Origin of the sequence: Bradyrhizobium sp. 134 (assembly GCF_023074155.1) — a bacterium.
Lineage (GTDB): Bacteria > Pseudomonadota > Alphaproteobacteria > Rhizobiales > Xanthobacteraceae > Bradyrhizobium.
Map to the genome: position 1 here is coordinate 371,266 of NZ_JADPKX010000006.1, position 18,101 is coordinate 389,366.

An 18,101-nucleotide genomic window follows, 5' to 3' on the forward strand; every position below is an offset into this window, starting at 1 on the left:
GGAGCCATGATCCCCCAAACCGTCGCAATTCCGCGCTAGCCTTGCGGTCCGCACCGGCGGTCGACGCCGGGCAGGGAGAACGATCATGGCCACGAATATGCCGGCGCTCCGCCGCGCGACCCTGGTGCTGGTGGTGTCGGCATTCGCGCTCGCAGGATTTGCGCGCGCCGACGATCCGCCGCAGCCGCGCGCCGAGGCGGCGGCAGCGGCCGGACAGAAGGGCGGTCGCGGCGGCGCACAAAGCGCGTCGCAGAATGCATCGTCATCCGCCGAGCCGCACCGTCTTCCATCGGATTCGACCACGAAGCAGACGCTCGATCTTCCCGGCCGCACGCTTAATTTCGCAGCGACCGCCGGATCGATCCGCGTGTTCGACGGCAAGGGCGAGCCGGTGGCGGACATCGCCTATACATCCTATGAGCTCGACGGCGCCGACCGGGCGACGCGCCCCGTGACGTTTCTGTTCAATGGCGGACCCGGTGCGTCGTCGGCATGGCTCCAGTTCGGCGCAGCGGGGCCGTGGCGGCTGCCGCTCGATGGCGAAGCCCTGTCGCCGTCCGCCTCGCCCGAGGTGAAGCCGAACGCGGAGACCTGGCTCGATTTCACCGATCTCGTCTTTATCGATCCCGTCAGCACTGGCTATAGCCGGTTCGTCGCGACCGGCGATGACGCGCGCAAATCGTTCTACTCCGTTGACGGTGACGTCAATTCGATCGCGCTCGTGATCCGCCGCTGGCTCGAGAAGCACGACCGGCTGACCTCGCCGAAATACGTCGCCGGCGAAAGCTATGGCGGCATTCGCGGGCCGAAGGTAGTGCGCCAGTTGCAGCTCCAGCACGGCGTCGGCGTCAGGGGATTGATCCTGGTGTCGCCGCTCCTGGACTTCCGCGAGTTCACCGGCACCAGCCTCCTGCAATATGTCGCGACGCTGCCGAGCTATGTCGCGGTGACGCGCGAGGCGAAAGGCCCGGTCAAGCGCGCCGATCTCGCCGACGTCGAGGCTTACGCGCGCGGCGAATTCCTGGCCGACCTCGTCAAGGGCGAGGCGGACAAGGAGGCGACCAATCGTCTTGCCGACAAGGTCGCCGAGCTCACCGGCATCGACCAGGCGGTGAGCCGCCGGCTTGCCGGCCGCTTCGACGTCGGCGAATTCCGCCGAGAATTCGACCGCAAGAACGGCAAGATCACGGGACGCTACGATGGCTCGGTCCGCGGCTTCGATCCCTATCCGGATTCGAGCAGCTCGCGGTTCGGTGATCCCTCCGGCGATGCGCTGCAGGCGCCGCTGACGAGTGCCGCGGTTGACCTGTTGACACACAAGCTCAATTGGCGGCCCGATGGCTCCTACGAGGTGTTGAACGGCGCCGTCGAGGGTCACTGGGATTTCGGCCGCGGCATCAACCCGCCGCAGTCGGTCTCCGAGCTGCGCCAGATCCTCGCCACGGATGCGAAGCTGAACGTGCTGGTCGCGCACGGCCTGTTCGATCTCGCCACGCCCTATTTCGGATCGAAGCGGGTGCTCGACCAGTTGCCGGCCTTCGCAACACAGCGTGTCAAGTTCGTGGTCTATCCCGGCGGCCACATGTTCTATTCGCGCGACGGCTCGCGACAGGCGCTTCGGAGCGAGGTCGAGACGCTCATTCGGGAGTAGGCCGTCGCTTGCGCGGCTTGTATCTCCGCGCGATCTCGCGGGCTACGACGGCCGCAGGCTTGATGTTGGCGCCCGCGATCCAGACGTCGCTGACCTTGCCACGCTTGTTGCGGACGCGGCGCACCGGCTCGCCATGGCTGGAGTAGCCGGCGGCCCAGGCGAGCTTGCCGGTGTCGCGGCCGGTGACCTCGATCTCGGCGGCGTCCATGAACGGGTTGTTGAACTGGGGATTGGCGACCAGCACGCGGTTGCCGAGCGGCACGAGGTCGTTCGCGCCCCAGATCGTCCACCAGCGACCGGTCCAGTCGCGCACGCGCCGGTCGGGTGCGCCACGGGTCTGGAAGACGCGCAGGATCTGCATCGCGCCGTCCATCCAGAACGGCGCCGCGCCGTCGATGGAGTTGCTGAGGATGCTGATCGCGAGCTCGCAAGCGGGGATGCAGCAGGTCCGCGAGATGTAACCTTGAAAGCCGCCGCCATGGCCGAACCAATCCCAGCCGTCGGTTTTGCCGGCGTTGACGCCGAGGCCGTAATAGGCCTCGAAGCTTTGCGGCACGCGCCAATGGTTTCGCGTCATCTCGCGGCGGCTCGCGACCGATAGCATGCTCTTTTTCGCATTGGGCGCGAGCTGTGCGTAGAAGCGGGCGGTATCGGCGGCGGTCGCGATGAAGCCGGCGGCGGAGGCCATCGCGTGCGCGGGATTGTCGCCGGGGATCACGCATCGCTCCCCATACGGCAGCTTGCGGGTGTGGCCGCGCGCGAACGATGCGCCCTTGGGAAGCGGCGCGTCCGGCTCGGTCTCGCGCAGGTCCGCAGGTTCGATGATCTCGCGCTTGATCCAGGTGCGGTAAGGCTCCTTGGTCACGGCTTCGATGACGAGACCGATCAGCCCAAAGCCGTGATTGGAATATTTGAAGCGTGTGCCCGGCTCGATCGCGGTCGGCAGCTTCAATTCCGCGAGCAGCTCGCTCGCGTCGAGATAGGGACGGCTGTCGATGAACTGGCCGGAATCGGCGCCGTCGCGCGTCAGTCCCGCGCTGTGCGAGAGTACTTGCGCAATCGTCGTTTCGGCGACGCGCGGATGCAGGCCGGCGACATATTGGCCGATGGGATCGTCGAGCCTGAGCTTGCGCCGCTCGCGCAGCTTCATGATGCCGGCCGAGGTAAAGCTCTTCGAGTGCGAGGCGATGCGGAAGCGGTGGCGCGGGGTGAGCCTCTCGCCGGTGTCGAGATTGGCGAGGCCGAACGCGTGCTCGGCCACGACCTCGCCGCGATGGGCGAATGCGATGATGACGCCGGGCTGCTGGATTGTGGTGTGCTGGAATTCGATCCAGGAGCCGATGTACTCGATTGCGGATCGCAGCCAATTGTCCATTGCGCACCGATTTGCGAGGGGAAGATTGGTGGGAAAGCTAGCCGAGAACGCAGAACGGGCACAACCCTGAGGTTGTGCCCGTTCGTCCCATTCGGAGATGCGATGTTCTTAATAGACGAGAGTCGCTCCGGTCGGCTTGTCGAGCGCGGTGGCGAGCGAACGATATTCGGAGCTGTCGGTGCCGGCGAGCGAGGCGAGCTTGTTCAGGTGATACTGCGCCTGCTCGCGGTTGCCCTGCTCGAGCTGCCAGAGGCCGTAATACTGCCAGGTGCGGACGTGGTTCGGATCGTCCTTCAGCGCCAGCTCGTAATAGACCTTCGACGACTGGTAGTCGCCGAGCTTGCGATAGGAGTAGCCGATCAGATTGGCGACGTCGGCGACGTCGTCGCGCTTGAGCGACTTCAGCTGGCCGATCGCGCCGGTGTAGTCGTGATTGTCGTAGATCGTGGTGTAGGCGGTGCGATAGGCAGCAAGGAATTTCGGATCGTTGACGGAGGAGCTCTTCTTCTTGCCCTTTTTGGTCGAGGTGTCCGAGGCCGGCGGCGACGAGGGGGTGTCGCCACCTGCGGCATAGGCGCTGGTCAGAGCCGGCCCGGCCGCCAATGTCATGGCGACAAGTCCCGGCACAAGAAGCGTTGAGAGTTTTCGCATCTAAGTTCTCCCGTATGGAACGTGGCGATCCTACACGATTGCCCAAAGACCGGAACACCCATCAGGCAAAAACATTCCCGGCATCCTGGTCTATTCGCCCTGCGGGCAGATGACAAACTTGTCATCCAGATGAACGGGAGCCTGCTGCGGGCTTCAGATTGGGTTCAGTGCGTGCCTCCTAGGGTCCAACCTACGATCAAAGGGTTGGCGAGAGGGCGCCCGCCTCAAGATCCTTCCAAGAGGAGACCAACCATGTTGAAGACCATTTCCGCAGCCTTGCTTGCAGCTTCCGTGATCGCAGCCCCGGCCTTCGCAGCCGAGACCGGCAAGACCACCACGACCACGCCGGTGATCAAGGCAGACCAGGCCCAGACCAAAGTGTCCACCACCGCCGCGAAACCCGACGCCGGCCTCAAGGCCGATGCCAAGACTTCGGATGTCAAGACTTCGGATGTCAAGGCTTCGGACGTCAAGGCCGACGCCAAGGTGGATGCCAAGTCGAAGGCGATGAACGCCAACGCCGCGGTCACGCCGGACGCGCACAAGACCGTGCGCACGCATCGCCACCACCACAAGCATCTCTCAGCGAAGAAGTCGCTGACAACGCAGCCGGACGTGACCAAGCCGGCGACGATGGAGAAGCGCAGCTAACGACTGATCCTGCGCGGTGGCGTTCTAGCATTGCCCAGCCGCCGCGTGAGGAATTCAGGCCCGGCCCGTTCGTCACGCCTTGCGCGAAAGCTCGAGGTGCTGGCGGCGGGCCGGTACGGCCATGCTGAAGCCCGCGAGCAACGTCCCACGTTTGGCGGCCGCAAACAAAACCTCGAAAACAACCCCATGCACAGTAGCCGGTGGTAGATAAATCAATGGTTTGATCGGTGGCTCATCTGCGGATTTTACGAAGCCGTTTGACTCGTCGGGCAAAACACCTGTAGACATGCATCATTGCAACCTTGGGGCTGGAACGTCTCCGAGACTGATCGAGCGGAGAGCGTAAGCGGTGCGGCGACTAGCGGAACGCGCAGTGAGCTTGGCGTTGATGCTGGCACTGCCGCTGGCGCTCACGGGATGCTTCGGCAGCGACGGTGACCGTCCGACCCTGATGGACGGGACCCAGGCCGGAGGTCCACAACCGTTCCCGGATAATTTCCGCGGCGACACGCTGGCCTTGATGCGCAGCTATCTGAACAACCCCGTCGGCGTGCGTGACGCCAGCATGGCCGAGCCGGTGCAGCGCGAGGTCGGCGGTCGGCAGTTCTACGTCAGCTGCCTGCACTTCACCCCACGCGAGACCGACGGCACCTACAAGGCCATGAGGGAACGCGCCGTGATTTTCGTCAACGGCCGGGCGGACCGCGTCGTCGATCGCGCCGGCGAGCTGTGCGCGGGCGCGGTTTACGTACCCTTTCCGGAACTTGAAAAGATGACGCGGTAGCGCAAAGCCCACCTTCATCGCTTGGTGATAGGACAGAGCCAACCGGAGCTGCCGGATCACATTTCGGGGAGCCTTGAACGGAGTGGTTTGCGTTGCGACTAATCGTTACGGCAGGTTCTGTTTCCAGCGGAAAAAAACCGTCGGTATGAGCCTGCGGGACGGAACAAAATCGCGCTGTTGCCGCTCCGTCACAGTAACGAACGATCAACGTTCCGGCATCGCCGCGAAGCAACCCAATTCACGCCACGTTGTTTCCTGAGTGTCGAATTTGAAAGAACGGGGATGATCATGAAAAGGATTTTGCTGGGTGCGGTTGCCCTGCTTGCGCTGGCCGCGCCGGCTGCCGCAGCCGACATGCAGGCCCGCACCTACACCAAGGCTCCGGCCTACACGCCGCCGCAGGTGATCTACAACTGGACCGGCTTCTACATCGGCGGCCATGTCGGCGGCGCCTTTGCCGGCGACAGCAGCTTCCAGTCGAGCGACGCGCGCTTCCTCGGCGGTGTCCAGGGCGGCTTCGACTACCAGTTCGCGCCCAATTGGGTCATGGGTATCGAGGCGCAGTATTCCTGGCTGCCGACCAACAACGGCGGTGCCACGTTCCCGCTGGGCACGCAGGTGACCTCCAATACCGACCAGCTCGGCTCGGTGACCGGTCGCATCGGCTACACCTGGGGACCGGCGCTGCTTTACGCCAAGGGCGGTTATGCCTGGCGCAATGGCGGTCTTGGCGTGAATGTCGCCGGCGTGCCGCAGCCCTTCACCGCGACCGGGAACAGCAAGGACGGCTACACTGTCGGCGCTGGCCTCGAATATATGTTCGCGCCGAACTGGTCGGCCAAGGCCGAGTACCAGTACTACAACTTCGGCAGCACGACGATCACCTCCGGTCCGGCTGACGTCGTGGGCGTCCGCGGCCGGGAGGACGAGCATACCGTCAAGGTCGGCGTGAACTATCGCTTCGGCTGGGGCGGTCCGGCAGCCTCGCGCTACTGACGCCACCAACGATCACGATCTGACAAAGGCCGGCTCCCGCCGGCCTTTCGTTTGCCGGGCCCTGGTTGCCAGCCTTCTGTTTGCATTGCGTCAACCATCTGGCGCGTCATTTGCAGGCAAACGTTTTGTCGCGCGCCTTCTCACGCGCGTCATGGAGCTCGGGTAAAGCAAAAATAATTTTTGCAGCTTAGGGAACTCGCGCGCCGGAACGCGTTATATGAGAATTACCGGGCTGGTGGGACGACGGACATGCGTATCTTGGTGTCGGCTGTGGTGCTCTCGTGCTTCGTCAGTTTGCCGTGCGCTGCCCAAACAATCCTCAAATCCGAGCCTCTGATGCTGGCACCCTACGAGGTGGCCTTCGTCAAGGACGCCTCGTGCTCCTCCGGCAAGGTGCTGAAGGTCACAGGCGCGATCCGTGGGCTGCATCGCCGGAAGGCCTGCGTGGCTCTGGCGGGCGAGCAGGCCTCGCTCGCGACCGCGACGCCCTGAGCTTTTCCTGAGCTCCGGCTTCCCATCCTTGATCCGTCTTCAGGAATTCAGCTCAAGCTCCATCCTCGCCTGGCGATCGGCCTCGGCCTTGTTCCGGGCCGGGTCCTCGCCCTGTGCGGCCCGGCACGGCTTGATCTCGTAATCGTTGTCGAGCACCCGGCGTGGCCCGGGGCGGTTGTCATCCGCGATTACGTCCACGACGAGGCCACTTCGCTGCGCGAGCCTCCAGACGTCGGACTCATCAGGATAGGCCTTGCTGATCTGGGCGTCGTTGCAGAACAGGGCGTAGGGCATTCTTCCCGCTCCCGGAAAGCGCGTTAACGACTTTGCGGGGGAGGGGTTCCGATTGCCGGTCGATCACGCGGCCGTGATCGGGGTCGCCGGGGCCTGAGTCCTTAACGAGTCCTGAATCCCGAAAAAAAGAATCCTCGGGACTCATTTGGCGGAATCAGGGGATGTTTTCGGTCATGACGACCGACCTGAAAACCTCTTGCGGGCACATGCTGCTGCCCCTCACGCTGGCCCTGTTCGGGGCCTGCGCGGCCAATCTCTGGCTGGTGTGGTCCTGGCTGTAGCCCGCGACGGGAGGCCCCGGCTCTACTTTTCAGCCGGTGGCCGGGGGGAGGCGTCCCGAATGGCGGCGCGCAGTTTGGTCAGGGTGGCCGCGCAATACTCCTCGCGCTCGCGCTCGAACCGCTCCTGATGCTTGCGGAAATTGGCGATGCGGGCCTGCATCTCGGTGCGGACGTCGTGGCTCGCCGCGCGCTGCGATGGGAGAGGCAAGGGTTGGGGCGGAAGTGGCTTGCTCTCGACGGCGGTGTTGACGGGGACGATCTGCACTGACGCGGCCACTGTCGCCATCGGGATCTCCGGTGGATGCAAGTCATCCTTTTTGCCGGTTACCGATTGGACGAAGGCCATTGTCTGCGCGATCAGCGCGTCGCGTTCCGTGATCCACTTCATGGTGCACCCCTGTCGGGGGCATTCCAGCAAAGCTGGCCGGCCGAATCAAGAAGGTGTTGGGTGGGGGATTGCATATTTTTCCCGGCCGCCCGACAGTGGGGAATGGATGTCAAAGCAGACCATTCAGCCGAAGCTGAGGGCTTGAGGCTCGTCCGCGCGTTCCTGTCGCTGCCGCCCAACAAACGGGCGGAGGTGATCGCGTTCATTGAGGAGTTGGCCCGCGCCAAACGCCGTCCCGAGGAGGGCGCCGACGTCTCGCCGGGGTGAGGGCTAACGCTCCCGCGGATTGAGGTTGGGCTCGAACGGAGCCCCGACCACCCGAACCGGCGTCGGAGCGGTCACATCGATCATTGCCCGTTGGGCCTGCTGCTTTGCCGGAGCCGGTTCGAACAGCGCAATTGCTCCAGCCAAGGCGCTACAGCACAGCGTCACCGTCGCCAGCAGAAACATGTTTCGGTTTTCTTCCCTGATCCGCATGGGCAGACAACGGACGACGCCACCGACCGGTTCCGGTTTTCCAAGCCCGGCTCACACCCCGGAATAGGCTGAAGCTTACACCAAGCTTACGGCGGAAGCCCAAATAGTTAGTTTTCCGTAAGACTACCCGGAACATTTGGCATCAAATCTTAACGTCAGCTGGTTCCAATGCACGGTGCTGGGAATATGCATCGGCAGAAAATCACTGGGGCGGCTGCAATGAGCGTTTTGAACAATTTGAAAATCGTGTGGAAGGTCGCGCTGATCGTCGCCGTGATGGGCTTTGCCATGGTCGCCGTCGCGGGCTTCGGCACGCGCGAGCTCTCGGCAACGGTCGACGGCTTCGCCGAGCTTTCCGCAGCACAATCCTCAGCGCTCAACCTGACGCGGGCCCAGCGCCGCGCAGAGACCTATCATGCCGCGCTCTATGCGGTCTTCACCGAGGCGACGGAGGCGGGCAACGCCAACCGTCTTAAGACCGCGACCCAGAACCGCGATGAAATCCGCCAATACCTCGAGGCAGCCGAGCAGGACGATCCCGCGCGCGCGAGCCAGATCAAGAGCATCGGCGACCAGTTGAAAGCCGTGTTCGCCGGCTGCGATCCGGTGCTGAAGGCAGGCTCACTCGCAAGCAGCCCGGAAGAGAACGCCAAGGCATCCGAACGCGCGCACAAGGAGTGCGACCCGGTGATGGATGCGGCCCTGGGGCGCATTGCCCAGTTCGTGGGTGAGACCGCACAGGCGGTCGCCAAGCGCAAGGACGCCATCAACCGCGATGCCAGATCCGCGACCTGGACCGTGATCGGCGTCAGCGCCGGCGGCCTGATCCTGGGGATCGCGATCGCGCTGTTCATCGGCCTTAATGCGATGTCACGGCCGATTGCCCGCCTCAAGCTCGCCATGGAGGGCCTTGCCCGCAACGATCTCAAGACCGAGGTGCCTGAGACGGACCGCCGCGACGAGATCGGCGACATGGCCAGGACGGTCGAAATCTTCAAAACCAACGGGATCGAGGTCGAGCGCCTCAAGGCTTCGCAGGTCGAACTGGAGAAGCAGGCCTCCGATCAGCGCAAGCGCGATATGGTCAACCTTGCCGACGGCTTTGAGCGCGCGGTCGGCGAGATCATCGAGACAGTAGGCTCGGCGTCCACCGAGCTCGAAGCGTCGTCCTCGACGTTGGCCACCACCGCGCAGCGTGCGCAGGAGCTCACCTCGGTCGTCGCGGTCGCCTCGGGTGAAGCCACCAGCAACGTGCAGTCGGTTGCGACCGCCACGGAGGAGCTGTCCTCCTCGGTCAACGAGATCAGCCGCCAGGTGCAGGAATCCGCACGGATGGCTGGCGAGGCCGTCACCCAGGCCCGCACCACGACGGTGCGCGTCAGCGAGCTCTCGGTTGCGGCGACGCGCATCGGCGACGTCGTCGAGCTCATCAACACCATTGCCGGCCAGACCAACCTCCTGGCGCTCAACGCCACGATCGAGGCGGCACGTGCCGGCGAGGCCGGCCGCGGCTTCGCCGTGGTCGCGGCCGAGGTGAAGACGCTGGCCGAGCAGACGGCCAAGGCGACCGGCGAGATCAGCCAGCAGATTTCCGGCATCCAGACCGCGACCCAGGAATCCGTCAACGCGATCCGCGACATCTCCACGACGATCGAGCGGCTCTCGGAGGTGTCGTCGACCATTGCCGCGGCCGTCGAGGAGCAGGGCGCCGCGACCCAGGAGATCTCGCGCAACGTGCAGCAGGCCGCCCACGGCACCCAGCAGGTCTCCACCAACATCGCCGACGTGCAGCGCGGTGCGGCCGAGACCGGCTCGGCCTCCTCGCAGGTGCTTTCCACCGCCAAGATGCTGGCGACCGACAGCAACCGGCTGAAGGACGAAGTCGGAAAATTCCTCCGCACGGTGCGCACCGCCTGAGTCAGCGCGGCGGCTTTCGTCGATCGCGCTGCGCACTCATCGCGCCAGCAGAAATCCCATTGCGATCGCAAACAACACGGCCGTCATGACGACGGCCGCCGCCGCGCCGGCGGCGATCCTGGCCTTCTCTTTGGCTGTGGTGGGGCGCATGGGGGCGAGACACGACCGATGACGTAAGCAGGTTCGCTTGCGGACCGTTTCGGACCGCTCGCTTTGCCTGTATACTGTGGCTGCGTCGGAATTCACATCCCGTCCATGATCTCCAAGCGTCCACCCGTGCTCGCCCATGAGCGGTTCGTCGCCGACCGCGATAATTTCGCGGGCCTCGATCTGGCCGCGCGGTTCGAGCGCATCGAAAAGACGAACCTGTGGGGTGCGGCGACCTCGGTGTCCGGCCTCGGCTCGGAGGATCACGCGACCGCCGCGATCCGTGAGGTGCTTCCTCCGCTGTTGCAACGGCTCGGCGCGCGCTCGCTGCTCGACGCGCCCTGCGGGGACGCGGGCTGGATCGGCCGCATGAAGCTGGATCTCGACTACACCGGCATCGACATCGTGCCGTCATTGATCGAAGCCAATCGCCAGCGCGTCGCGGCCGGCGAGTTGTCAGGCCGGTTTCTCGTTGCCGACATCACGCGCGATGCACTGCCGCGCGCGGATATCGTTCTGTGCCGGGACTGCCTGGTGCATTTGAGCTTCGACAACATCGTTCGCGCCATCGCGAACTTTCGCGCCAGCGGCGCGCATTTCCTGCTGGTCACGACGTTCCCCGAATGGGACGGCAATCGCGATTGCGAGGACGGCGACTGGCGGGCGCTGAACATGGAGAAGGCACCGTTCGATTGGCCGGCACCACGCGCGCTGATCAACGAGCGTTGCGAAGAGGGCGGTGGTGGCTGGCGCGACAAGAGCCTCGGGCTGTGGCGGCTCGATCAATTGTAGCGGGATCGCGCTGCGCTCCATCCGAACAGCAGGACCAACGAGGGAGGAGTGAATCCCGATGATCGATGCCCAATGCAGGTGCGGCGCTCTCGCGCTGTCGCTTCCAGGACCTTCCAGCCTCGTCGTCGCCTGTCATTGCGTCGACTGCCAGCGTCGAACGGGCGCGCCGTTCGGCGTCGGTGCGTTCTATCCGGCGGAGGGCGTCACGATCTCGGGAACGTCGAAGGAGTACGTCCGGACAGCCGCAAGCGGCGGTAAGGTCCGCAGCCATTTTTGCCCCGAGTGCGGTTCGACGGTCTATTGGAAGGCGGACAATCTGCCTGCGATGATCGGCGTTGCCGTTGGCGCGATCGGGCTTCCGAACTACCCGGCGCCCATCCGCTCGGTTTTCGAACAGTCGAAACATGACTGGGTGGAAATACCGGGCGCTGAGCACTTCCAGCAAAGCAGCGCACCGAAGCATTCGAAGTGAGAGTTGCGCGTCAAACTTCGCGCCAAGGCTTCGCGGCGAGATGAATTGACGCCGTTCCCGTCTGGTTCCGCCGAGGGTTGGAATTTGCGGCAGTCCCTCTGCTTCGCGTGAGACAATAGCTGGCGATCCCGGGTTGGAACGAACGTGACAAAAACTCGTTTGCCGATCGGAGTAAACGATGAATAACGCTGAAATTTTCGAACCTTTCTTGGCGCGGTTGCGGGTTAGCACCGAAATTGACGAAGAGGACGAGGTCGCTATCCGTCATCTGCCAATCACGGTGAAGCGGATGGCTGGCGGTCAACCGGTCGTTTCTCTCGGAGATCGACCTTCCGCATGCTGCCTTGTCGTTGATGGCTTTATCCTGAGATCAAAGATCGTCGGCAATGGCCACCGCCAAATCATGGCCTTTCACCAACCCGGCGACATTCCCGATCTGCAGGGGCTCTTTCTGCATGTGATGGACCATGACGTCAGCACGCTTGGCGATAGCGTTCTCGGCTTCATTCCGCATGCAGCGGTGCGCTCACTTATAAGAAAGCGGCCCAACGTGGCCGAAGCGCTTTGGCGCGATACACTGACCGACGCCGCGATCTTCCGGGAGTGGATTTGCAACGTTGGTCAACGCGAAGCCACGAGCCGCGTGGCACATCTCGTGCTTGAGCTTTACACCAGATTGAAGGCGATCGGCCGAGCGGACGGCTTGTCCTTCGATTTTCCGGCCTCTCAGGCACTCCTCGCCGACGCCGTCGGCACCAGTGTGGTTCACATGAATCGCGTCGTTCAGCAGTTGCGTGCTCAGCGCGTGTTGGACCTGGAGCGGGGAAGAATATCGATCCTTGATGAAGCCAGGTTGCGCGAAATGGCAGACTTCGACGTGCTTTACCTGCATCTCAATCCGTCGCTCTGAGCCATGAAGTTCTACTTCGACATCAAGGACGACTTTTTCGCTGCGGTCGACGAGGATGGGGTGGATTTGCCCGGCCCGGAAGCCGCCGAAAAAGAGGCGATCGCAATGGCGACCTCGATTGCCAGAGACGTCGCGTCGGCAAAGGGGGCGCAGGTCCTCATTACAGTCAGGAACGAGAAGCACCCGCTGCTCGAGTTGAGTGTAACGGTCGCTCGGAAAACTCTGACGTGATTGCCTTGGAAATCGATTCTAGCCGTCGTCAGACAGAGGAGTGCCCCGATCTATAAGGCCGCGGTGTCGGCTAATCGGTGGTGCCGGCTGAGGGGATTGAACCCCCGACCTTCGGTTTACAAAACCGCTGCTCTACCGCTGAGCTAAGCCGGCGACGCCTGGAGAAGCGGGCAGGGACCAGCATACGCCGGAGCCCTCCGCCCGTGCGCGCCGCAATACCAGACTTGACCGGAAAGTGCCAGAACTCGCGATCCCAGATGCAGACATGGATCAGGCGGCCCGAAGGCCGCCTGATCTGTCGTATTCGGTTCAAACCGCCTTACTGGCAGATGTGGCGACGGCCGTCTTGGCCCTTGAACCAGGTGCCGGGCGTGCAGACGAAGCCGTTGCGCTGGGCGTAGGTGCGGGTGTCCCAGCCGCGGTTGTCCCAAGAATTATTCCACGAATTATCCCAGCCATTGTCGTAGGCGTAGGCGTCGTTGGTGGCACGGAACGGGGCGGTTGCGATCGCGCCCGCAGTCCCGATGGCTGCGCCAGCCACGCCAGCGGCTGCTCCGACCGCGCCGGCGGCGACGTCGGTCGGCCAGAAGCCGGTGCGGCTCCTGTTCCAGTCGTTATTCCAATCGCCGTTGTTGGTCTGGCGATAGGACACGCGACGATGCCGATAGCCGCTATCTGTGTACGGATTTCCCGGTCCGACGTTCTGGCAGTTGGCGTTGGGAAATTGCGCCGCGCAGCGGCCGGGATTGGTGATCACGGCCTGCGCCATGGCAGAGCCCGTCACCAGGGTCGCCGCAATCGCCGTGGCTCCGAGAAGTTTGATATTCATGATTGTTGGCTCCCATTTTGTTGACGGGGGCTAAACGCCGAGGACGCCGGACGTTCCGCTGAAACCGGCGGATTTTTGTCAGCAACAGTCAAACGGAAGTGAGCACGCGCCTTGGTTCCAGACTGCTGGATCCGGCGGCGTTAATGCTTCGCTAGCTCGCTTTGGCGCATTTGAGCGGCGCGCAATCCTTACACATTAGGCTTACCGGCAATTGGTGAGAGGGCCTTAACCCTCTCTGCGTCGCCATCGGGTAGGTTTGTCGCCGGATAAATGGGATTTCTTCATGCGCGTTGTAGCGCTCGCTGCCTTTCTGATCGGACTGCCCGCGACGGCGTTTGCCGGCGGCGGCTTCGATATCGTCGTTCCCGGTCGGCCGGGCGTGCCCATCATCATCAACAACATCGACGCGTCCTATGCCGTGGTCGAGGGGACCTGGGGCTTGGGGAAGAACGTCCAGGTGCAGCCCACCATCTATGGCAGACGCTATGTCGCCGAGCGCCAGCCCACGGACGTCGGCCACTACTACCCGACGCTGGGCCTGCGGCCCGGCTACGGCCGGCTCGAGGTCGAGCCGCCCGCGAACCGCAAATTGCCCAAGCCGCCCGAGAGCTATCACCAGAGCTGGGGCGCCCAATCGGCGCCGCTGCCGCCGCAGATGGACGTGCCCGTCAATCCGCCGCCGGTGATCCTCGCGCCTGAGATCAACGACTATCCGCGGCGTCCTCGGCCGCGGCCGCGTGCAGAGATACCCGGCAGGCCGCCGGGTTAAGAAACGAAAACAACAAACGAAAATCAACAGGAGAGAGTAATGCGTCAGATGATTTCGGGACTGGTCGCGGCGGCTGCCGTGATGTTCGCTGCCACCGCGCCCGCCGCGGCCTGCGGCTTCAATCCGTGCCAGCCGGTCGCGCCGGTCTATTCCGGCTGCAACACCGGTTGCGGCGGTTACGGGGCCGGCTACGGTTACGGCGCCTATGAGCGTCTCGCCGAGCCCACCACGCAATATTATCACGTCAACCAGGGCCCGACCTACACCGGCCCGGGCGCCTTCGCGCCGTATCCGACCTACCGTGAGGACGCGGTGGTTGCGCCCGCCAATTACGGCTACGGCCGTGGCTATGGATATGGGCACGGCTATGGCTATCGCGCCGCCGCGGTCGAAGCGCCCGCCGCCTATCCCTACCGCCGCCCGTATTACCGTCCGTATCGCTACGGCTACGGCCCGCGCGCCGGCTATCTGCCGCGCACGCACTATGGCTACGGTCCGCGCTACGGCTACGCTCCGCGCCATGCGCCGTACTATGGCGGCCACCGCGTGCTGCGCCGCTATTACTGATCGCTTGATCGGTTGAACCAACGAGACGCCCGTCCGCGATGCGGACGGGCGTTTTGTTTTGTTACCGCTTCATCAGCCCGAGCCGGCTGGCGCCGACATAGAGCGAGAGCACGGCGGCATTCGAGACGTTGAGGCTCTTGATCTCGCCGGGCATGTCGAGCCGCGCCACGACGCTGCAGGTCTCGCGCGTCAATTGCCGCAGGCCCTTGCCTTCCGCGCCCAGCACCAGCGCGAGCGGCTCGCGCAGGGTGACCTCGGAAAGATCGGCGCTGCCTTCACTGTCCAGCCCGACGGTCTGGAAGCCGAGCTCGTTCAGCGTGGTCAGTGCGCGGGCGAGGTTTTGCACCGTCACCATCGGGACCAGCTCCAGCGCGCCGGAGGCGGCCTTGGCCAGCACGCCGGTCGCTTCCGGACTGTGGCGCGCGGTGGTGACGATCGCCTTCACCGCAAAGGCCGCCGCCGAGCGCAGGATCGCGCCGACATTGTGCGGGTCGGTGATCTGGTCGAGCACCAGCACGATGCCGTCCTGCTCCAAATCCTCGATGTCGGGCGAGGGCAGGGGGTCGGCCTCGGCGAGCAGGCCCTGGTGCACCGCGTCGGGCGACAGCAGCCGGTCGATTTCCTGGGGCCGGACGATCTCGGGCGTGACCGGGATCGCGATGTTCTCGTCCGCCAGACGCCTTGCGGCGTTCTCGGTCAGCGTCAGCTTGCGGATCTGCCGCAGGGGGTTGGCGAGCGCCATGGTGACGGTGTGCCAGCCATAGAGGATGACGGGACCGTCGGTGTCCGAATCGCGATCGCGCCGGGCCGGGCGCCCGGCGGATTTTCCGGGCCTGTTGAAGGGCTTAGACCCGCCACGGGGGCCCCTCGGGTTGAATTTTCGATCCTTCATGGGCTCGCTTGTGTCACGGGTCCCGGAATATGGCAATTTGGGTGGCTTCGGGGGCGATTTTAGCTGTTCGCCTCGGTTGACTTTACCCCATCGCTTCGCCGATAACCGCGCCCGGTCGCGCCCCCATCCGGGCTGTCGCGGCCTTCACGTTCCATGGCCGTCTTCGGTCGCCGGCAAGGTCCGGCCCGATTGTGCTGCCATCGAGCGGGGGAGTGTCCCGAGTGGCAAAGGGAGCTGACTGTAAATCAGCCGCCTTATGGCTTCGCAGGTTCGAGTCCTGCCTCCCCCACCAGCCTTCGCTCGCTTCGCGAGCTACGGCTCGGCAAGCCGGCACCGATGGTCATGGCGCGAAGTGAGCGAAGGCTGTCGCGCCGTAGCCCGGAGGGCGCAGGCGGACTGGCTCAGAGCGCAAGTCACCCCATCATCTCCCGCACCATCGGCACCACCTTCCGCCCGTAGAGCTCGATGCTCTTCATCAGTTTGCCATGCGGCAGCGGGCCGGCCGAATACTTCAGCTGAAACCGCGAAATGCCGAGTGTCTTTGCCGTCTTGGCGATCTTGCGCGCGACCGTCTCCGGCGAGCCGACATAGAGCGAGCCGTGCTCGGCCTCGTTCACGAACTCGTCGCGGCCCATCGGTGGCCAGCCGCGTTCCTTGCCGATGCGGTCGCGCATCGCCTTGTGGTCGGGCCACAGCTCCTCGCGCGCCTGTTCGTCGGTCTCGGCGACATAGCCTGGCGAGTGCACGCCGATCGGCTGTGCCGGGCGGCCGAACTCCCTGAACGCGCGATGATAGAGATCGACGAAGGGCGCGAAGCGCGCGGGATCGCCGCCGATGATCGCGAGCATCAAGGGCAGGTCGTAATGCGCCGCGCGCACCACCGATTGCGGGCTGCCGCCGACCCCGATCCAGGTCTTGAGCGTGCCGTTCTCGACCGGGGGATAGACCAGTTGATCCTTCAGCGGCGGACGCAGCTTGCCTTCCCAGGTCACCGGCTTCTGCGACAGCAGTGCGGCGAACAGATCGAGCTTCTCCTCGAACAGCTCTTCGTACTTGCGCAAATCAAAGCCGAACAGCGGGAAGGATTCGGTGAACGAGCCGCGGCCGAGGATCACCTCGGCGCGCCCGTTCGAGAGTGCATCGAGCGTGGCAAAGCGCTGGAAGACGCGGATCGGATCGTCCGAGCTCAGCACCGTCACGGCCGAGCCGAGATGGATGCGGCTGGTCCGCGACGCGATGGCGGCCAGCACGGTCTCAGGGGAGGAGATCGCGAAGTCGGCGCGGTGATGTTCGCCGAGGCCGATGAAGTCGAGGCCGAGCTCGTCGGCGAGCACCGCCTCGTCGACGACGTTGCGGATCGCTTGCGCGTGCGAAACCATCGCGCCGGAGGCGTCCCTGGTGACGTCGCCAAAGGTGTCCAGTCCGAATTCGAGCGGTGCGGTCATTGATGCGGTCTCTGCGGGCGCGGCTTGCGCGCCTGTCACTGGGGGAGGGGATTGCTTTGGTTGGAGCTAAGCAGCGGGGACTGGTGCACAATGCTGCTTCGAGAAACCCATTGTTTCTCTTTTTCATGGTGTCGGGGGCCCACCGCCCGCGGCTCAGTCGGACCTGGCGAACATCTCGACCAGGGTGTCGCGCAGCCAGCGCTGCGCCGGTACGGTGTCGTTGCGCTGGTGCCAGAACAGGCTGACGATGCGTGGCGGCGCCCTGAGCGGAAGCGGCATGGCGTGCAGGAACGGCGCGTGCCGGGATTGCGAGCGCAAATCGCTCGGCAGCACGGCGATCAGGTCGGACTGGCGCACGATTTCGTAGGCGGCGCTGTAGTGATTGACGGTCGCGACCAGGTTGCGCGACAGCCCGCGCGAGGCGAGGAAGAGGTCGTAGGACGGCAAGGTCTTGCCGGCGAGGCTCACATCGACATGCCCCGCGTTGAGGAAGCTGCGCGTGCTCAGCCGCTTCATCGCCCCGAGCGGATGGCCGCGCCGCATGAAGCAGGCGTAGTCGACGGTCCACAGCGAACGCGAGCGGATGGCGGCCGGCTGCTGCGCCTCGTTGACATAGACGCTGAGCACGCAATCAACGCGATTGTCTTCGAGCTGGTCGGCGATCTCCAGGACGGTGTTGGGGACGGTATGGATCCGCGCCTTCGGCGCGACATTGCCGAAATGGTTCAGCAGGTTCGGCATCACCAGCGAGGCGACGTAATCCGACATCGACAGGCTGAACTCGGTCTGCGCACGGCGCGGATCGAACACCTGCTCGTCGAGCGCGCCGCGGACGGTTTCGAGCGCTTCGCCGATCGGCTCCCACAACACCACGGCGCGCTGGGTCGGACGGATGCCGGTGCCGGACCTGACGAACAGGGGATCGCCGAGCGCGTCCCGCAGGCGTGCGAGCGCGTTGCTGACCGCCGGCTGCGTCATCACAAGCGCGTTGGCAGCGCGCGTGACGCTGCCCTCGGTCATCAGGGCCTCGAACACTTTCAGCAGGTTGAGGTCGAGCGTTCGAAAGGACAGAACATTCACCACAGTGATG

23 protein-coding genes and 2 tRNA genes are annotated in these 18,101 nt (G+C 64.3%); 14 read left to right on the forward strand and 11 right to left on the reverse strand.

The window, feature by feature from the left end:
* Window positions 1-85 precede the first annotated feature (85 nt).
* Window positions 86-1,651, forward strand: coding sequence for a peptidase S10 (locus IVA75_RS02605; protein ID WP_247287109.1), 1,566 nt, complete (start codon window positions 86-88; stop codon window positions 1,649-1,651).
* Here the strand turns inward: IVA75_RS02605 and IVA75_RS02610 are convergent.
* Together IVA75_RS02610 and IVA75_RS02615 are read right to left on the reverse strand one after the other, a co-directional pair.
* A complete protein-coding gene (locus IVA75_RS02610; protein WP_247287107.1) occupies window positions 1,638-3,026 on the reverse strand; it encodes a serine hydrolase domain-containing protein in 1,389 nt (462 codons plus the stop codon). The genes IVA75_RS02605 and IVA75_RS02610 overlap by 14 nt on opposite strands.
* Window positions 3,027-3,134: 108 nt before the next feature.
* The gene (locus IVA75_RS02615) at window positions 3,135-3,677 is read right to left on the reverse strand and encodes a tetratricopeptide repeat protein (protein WP_027568442.1); all 543 of its coding nucleotides are present in this window, start codon (window positions 3,675-3,677) and stop codon (window positions 3,135-3,137) included.
* Between the two features lie 252 nt (window positions 3,678-3,929).
* On the opposite strand from IVA75_RS02615, the gene IVA75_RS02620 reads away from it, so the two are divergent.
* On the forward strand, window positions 3,930-4,328 hold the full coding sequence (locus tag IVA75_RS02620; RefSeq protein ID WP_247287105.1) for a hypothetical protein: 399 nt from the start codon (window positions 3,930-3,932) through the stop codon (window positions 4,326-4,328).
* Window positions 4,329-4,400: 72 nt separating this feature from the next.
* Here the strand turns inward: IVA75_RS02620 and IVA75_RS02625 are convergent, their stop codons facing one another.
* The gene (locus IVA75_RS02625; RefSeq protein WP_247287103.1) at window positions 4,401-4,616 is read right to left on the reverse strand and encodes a hypothetical protein; all 216 of its coding nucleotides are present in this window, start codon (window positions 4,614-4,616) and stop codon (window positions 4,401-4,403) included.
* Between the two features lie 100 nt (window positions 4,617-4,716).
* On the opposite strand from IVA75_RS02625, the gene IVA75_RS02630 reads away from it, so the two are divergent.
* The 3 genes from IVA75_RS02630 (at window position 4,717) to IVA75_RS40280 (ending at window position 6,600) form a co-directional block, all read left to right on the forward strand.
* Window positions 4,717-5,112, forward strand: coding sequence for a hypothetical protein (locus tag IVA75_RS02630; protein WP_247287435.1), 396 nt, complete (start codon window positions 4,717-4,719; stop codon window positions 5,110-5,112).
* Window positions 5,113-5,400: 288 nt separating this feature from the next.
* Window positions 5,401-6,108, forward strand: a complete 708-nt coding sequence (locus tag IVA75_RS02635) for an outer membrane protein (RefSeq protein ID WP_247287101.1) — start codon at window positions 5,401-5,403, stop codon at window positions 6,106-6,108.
* Window positions 6,109-6,357: 249 nt separating this feature from the next.
* Window positions 6,358-6,600 carry a hypothetical protein gene (locus tag IVA75_RS40280; protein WP_018455389.1) on the forward strand — a complete coding sequence of 81 codons (243 nt, stop codon included), beginning with the start codon at window positions 6,358-6,360 and terminating at the stop codon, window positions 6,598-6,600.
* Between the two features lie 39 nt (window positions 6,601-6,639).
* On the opposite strand, the gene IVA75_RS02645 is transcribed toward IVA75_RS40280, so the two are convergent.
* A complete protein-coding gene (locus IVA75_RS02645; protein ID WP_247287099.1) occupies window positions 6,640-6,894 on the reverse strand; it encodes a hypothetical protein in 255 nt (84 codons plus the stop codon).
* A gap of 303 nt (window positions 6,895-7,197) precedes the next feature.
* Window positions 7,198-7,563 (reverse strand): hypothetical protein, encoded by a 366-nt coding sequence (locus tag IVA75_RS02650; protein ID WP_247287097.1) that lies wholly within the window; start codon window positions 7,561-7,563, stop codon window positions 7,198-7,200.
* Window positions 7,564-7,665: 102 nt separating this feature from the next.
* On the opposite strand from IVA75_RS02650, the gene IVA75_RS02655 reads away from it, so the two are divergent.
* Entirely contained in the window at window positions 7,666-7,830 is a 165-nt protein-coding gene (locus tag IVA75_RS02655) for a hypothetical protein (protein ID WP_247287095.1), read from the forward strand.
* A 3-nt stretch (window positions 7,831-7,833) separates the two neighbouring features.
* On the opposite strand, the gene IVA75_RS02660 is transcribed toward IVA75_RS02655, so the two are convergent.
* The gene (locus IVA75_RS02660; RefSeq protein ID WP_027568437.1) at window positions 7,834-8,013 is read right to left on the reverse strand and encodes a hypothetical protein; all 180 of its coding nucleotides are present in this window, start codon (window positions 8,011-8,013) and stop codon (window positions 7,834-7,836) included.
* Window positions 8,014-8,259: 246 nt separating this feature from the next.
* Here IVA75_RS02660 and IVA75_RS02665 point away from each other — a divergent pair, with 246 nt between their 5' ends.
* From IVA75_RS02665 to IVA75_RS02685, 5 genes are all read left to right on the forward strand, one after another.
* Window positions 8,260-9,957: a HAMP domain-containing methyl-accepting chemotaxis protein gene (locus IVA75_RS02665; protein WP_247287094.1), complete on the forward strand. Its 1,698-nt coding sequence runs from the start codon at window positions 8,260-8,262 to the stop codon at window positions 9,955-9,957.
* Window positions 9,958-10,212: 255 nt separating this feature from the next.
* On the forward strand, window positions 10,213-10,896 hold the full coding sequence (locus tag IVA75_RS02670; RefSeq protein ID WP_027568435.1) for a class I SAM-dependent methyltransferase: 684 nt from the start codon (window positions 10,213-10,215) through the stop codon (window positions 10,894-10,896).
* A gap of 58 nt (window positions 10,897-10,954) precedes the next feature.
* Window positions 10,955-11,368: a GFA family protein gene (locus IVA75_RS02675; RefSeq protein ID WP_247287092.1), complete on the forward strand. Its 414-nt coding sequence runs from the start codon at window positions 10,955-10,957 to the stop codon at window positions 11,366-11,368.
* 178 nt (window positions 11,369-11,546) lie between these two features.
* Window positions 11,547-12,278 (forward strand): Crp/Fnr family transcriptional regulator, encoded by a 732-nt coding sequence (locus tag IVA75_RS02680; RefSeq protein WP_247287091.1) that lies wholly within the window; start codon window positions 11,547-11,549, stop codon window positions 12,276-12,278.
* 3 nt (window positions 12,279-12,281) lie between these two features.
* Window positions 12,282-12,509, forward strand: coding sequence for a hypothetical protein (locus tag IVA75_RS02685; protein ID WP_027568432.1), 228 nt, complete (start codon window positions 12,282-12,284; stop codon window positions 12,507-12,509).
* Between the two features lie 78 nt (window positions 12,510-12,587).
* Here the strand turns inward: IVA75_RS02685 and IVA75_RS02690 are convergent.
* Together IVA75_RS02690 and IVA75_RS02695 are read right to left on the reverse strand one after the other, a co-directional pair.
* Window positions 12,588-12,662, reverse strand: a tRNA-Thr gene (locus tag IVA75_RS02690).
* Window positions 12,663-12,828: 166 nt separating this feature from the next.
* A complete protein-coding gene (locus IVA75_RS02695) occupies window positions 12,829-13,338 on the reverse strand; it encodes a hypothetical protein (protein ID WP_035961364.1) in 510 nt (169 codons plus the stop codon).
* A gap of 283 nt (window positions 13,339-13,621) precedes the next feature.
* Here IVA75_RS02695 and IVA75_RS02700 point away from each other — a divergent pair, with 283 nt between their 5' ends.
* Both IVA75_RS02700 and IVA75_RS02705 read left to right on the forward strand, forming a co-directional pair.
* Window positions 13,622-14,107 carry a hypothetical protein gene (locus IVA75_RS02700; RefSeq protein ID WP_247287090.1) on the forward strand — a complete coding sequence of 162 codons (486 nt, stop codon included), beginning with the start codon at window positions 13,622-13,624 and terminating at the stop codon, window positions 14,105-14,107.
* 39 nt (window positions 14,108-14,146) lie between these two features.
* Window positions 14,147-14,674, forward strand: coding sequence for a hypothetical protein (locus IVA75_RS02705; RefSeq protein ID WP_247287089.1), 528 nt, complete (start codon window positions 14,147-14,149; stop codon window positions 14,672-14,674).
* 61 nt (window positions 14,675-14,735) lie between these two features.
* On the opposite strand, the gene rlmB is transcribed toward IVA75_RS02705, so the two are convergent.
* Window positions 14,736-15,566 (reverse strand): 23S rRNA (guanosine(2251)-2'-O)-methyltransferase RlmB, encoded by an 831-nt coding sequence (gene rlmB / locus IVA75_RS02710; RefSeq protein WP_247287088.1) that lies wholly within the window; start codon window positions 15,564-15,566, stop codon window positions 14,736-14,738.
* Window positions 15,567-15,772: 206 nt separating this feature from the next.
* On the opposite strand from rlmB, the gene IVA75_RS02715 reads away from it, so the two are divergent.
* A tRNA-Tyr gene (locus IVA75_RS02715) sits at window positions 15,773-15,858 on the forward strand.
* 121 nt (window positions 15,859-15,979) lie between these two features.
* Here the strand turns inward: IVA75_RS02715 and IVA75_RS02720 are convergent.
* Together IVA75_RS02720 and IVA75_RS02725 are read right to left on the reverse strand one after the other, a co-directional pair.
* Complete coding sequence (locus IVA75_RS02720) at window positions 15,980-17,011, reverse strand: LLM class flavin-dependent oxidoreductase (protein WP_247287087.1); 1,032 nt, start codon at window positions 17,009-17,011, stop codon at window positions 15,980-15,982.
* Window positions 17,012-17,164: 153 nt separating this feature from the next.
* Window positions 17,165-18,091 carry a LysR family transcriptional regulator gene (locus IVA75_RS02725; protein WP_247287086.1) on the reverse strand — a complete coding sequence of 309 codons (927 nt, stop codon included), beginning with the start codon at window positions 18,089-18,091 and terminating at the stop codon, window positions 17,165-17,167.
* Between the last annotated feature and the right edge of the window lie 10 nt (window positions 18,092-18,101).

Bases quoted from the DNA above. Each gene is read 5' to 3' on its own strand.
- IVA75_RS02605 (WP_247287109.1), top strand. From the start codon at position 86: ATGGCCACGAATATGCCGGCGCTCCGCCGCGCGACCCTGGTGCTGGTG.
- IVA75_RS02610 (WP_247287107.1), bottom strand. From the start codon at position 3,026: ATGGACAATTGGCTGCGATCCGCAATCGAGTACATCGGCTCCTGGATC.
- IVA75_RS02615 (WP_027568442.1), bottom strand. From the start codon at position 3,677: ATGCGAAAACTCTCAACGCTTCTTGTGCCGGGACTTGTCGCCATGACA.
- IVA75_RS02620 (WP_247287105.1), top strand. From the start codon at position 3,930: ATGTTGAAGACCATTTCCGCAGCCTTGCTTGCAGCTTCCGTGATCGCA.
- IVA75_RS02625 (WP_247287103.1), bottom strand. From the start codon at position 4,616: ATGTCTACAGGTGTTTTGCCCGACGAGTCAAACGGCTTCGTAAAATCC.
- IVA75_RS02630 (WP_247287435.1), top strand. From the start codon at position 4,717: ATGCTGGCACTGCCGCTGGCGCTCACGGGATGCTTCGGCAGCGACGGT.
- IVA75_RS02635 (WP_247287101.1), top strand. From the start codon at position 5,401: ATGAAAAGGATTTTGCTGGGTGCGGTTGCCCTGCTTGCGCTGGCCGCG.
- IVA75_RS40280 (WP_018455389.1), top strand. From the start codon at position 6,358: ATGCGTATCTTGGTGTCGGCTGTGGTGCTCTCGTGCTTCGTCAGTTTG.
- IVA75_RS02645 (WP_247287099.1), bottom strand. From the start codon at position 6,894: ATGCCCTACGCCCTGTTCTGCAACGACGCCCAGATCAGCAAGGCCTAT.
- IVA75_RS02650 (WP_247287097.1), bottom strand. From the start codon at position 7,563: ATGAAGTGGATCACGGAACGCGACGCGCTGATCGCGCAGACAATGGCC.
- IVA75_RS02655 (WP_247287095.1), top strand. From the start codon at position 7,666: ATGGATGTCAAAGCAGACCATTCAGCCGAAGCTGAGGGCTTGAGGCTC.
- IVA75_RS02660 (WP_027568437.1), bottom strand. From the start codon at position 8,013: ATGTTTCTGCTGGCGACGGTGACGCTGTGCTGTAGCGCCTTGGCTGGA.
- IVA75_RS02665 (WP_247287094.1), top strand. From the start codon at position 8,260: ATGAGCGTTTTGAACAATTTGAAAATCGTGTGGAAGGTCGCGCTGATC.
- IVA75_RS02670 (WP_027568435.1), top strand. From the start codon at position 10,213: ATGATCTCCAAGCGTCCACCCGTGCTCGCCCATGAGCGGTTCGTCGCC.
- IVA75_RS02675 (WP_247287092.1), top strand. From the start codon at position 10,955: ATGATCGATGCCCAATGCAGGTGCGGCGCTCTCGCGCTGTCGCTTCCA.
- IVA75_RS02680 (WP_247287091.1), top strand. From the start codon at position 11,547: ATGAATAACGCTGAAATTTTCGAACCTTTCTTGGCGCGGTTGCGGGTT.
- IVA75_RS02685 (WP_027568432.1), top strand. From the start codon at position 12,282: ATGAAGTTCTACTTCGACATCAAGGACGACTTTTTCGCTGCGGTCGAC.
- IVA75_RS02695 (WP_035961364.1), bottom strand. From the start codon at position 13,338: ATGAATATCAAACTTCTCGGAGCCACGGCGATTGCGGCGACCCTGGTG.
- IVA75_RS02700 (WP_247287090.1), top strand. From the start codon at position 13,622: ATGCGCGTTGTAGCGCTCGCTGCCTTTCTGATCGGACTGCCCGCGACG.
- IVA75_RS02705 (WP_247287089.1), top strand. From the start codon at position 14,147: ATGCGTCAGATGATTTCGGGACTGGTCGCGGCGGCTGCCGTGATGTTC.
- rlmB (WP_247287088.1), bottom strand. From the start codon at position 15,566: ATGAAGGATCGAAAATTCAACCCGAGGGGCCCCCGTGGCGGGTCTAAG.
- IVA75_RS02720 (WP_247287087.1), bottom strand. From the start codon at position 17,011: ATGACCGCACCGCTCGAATTCGGACTGGACACCTTTGGCGACGTCACC.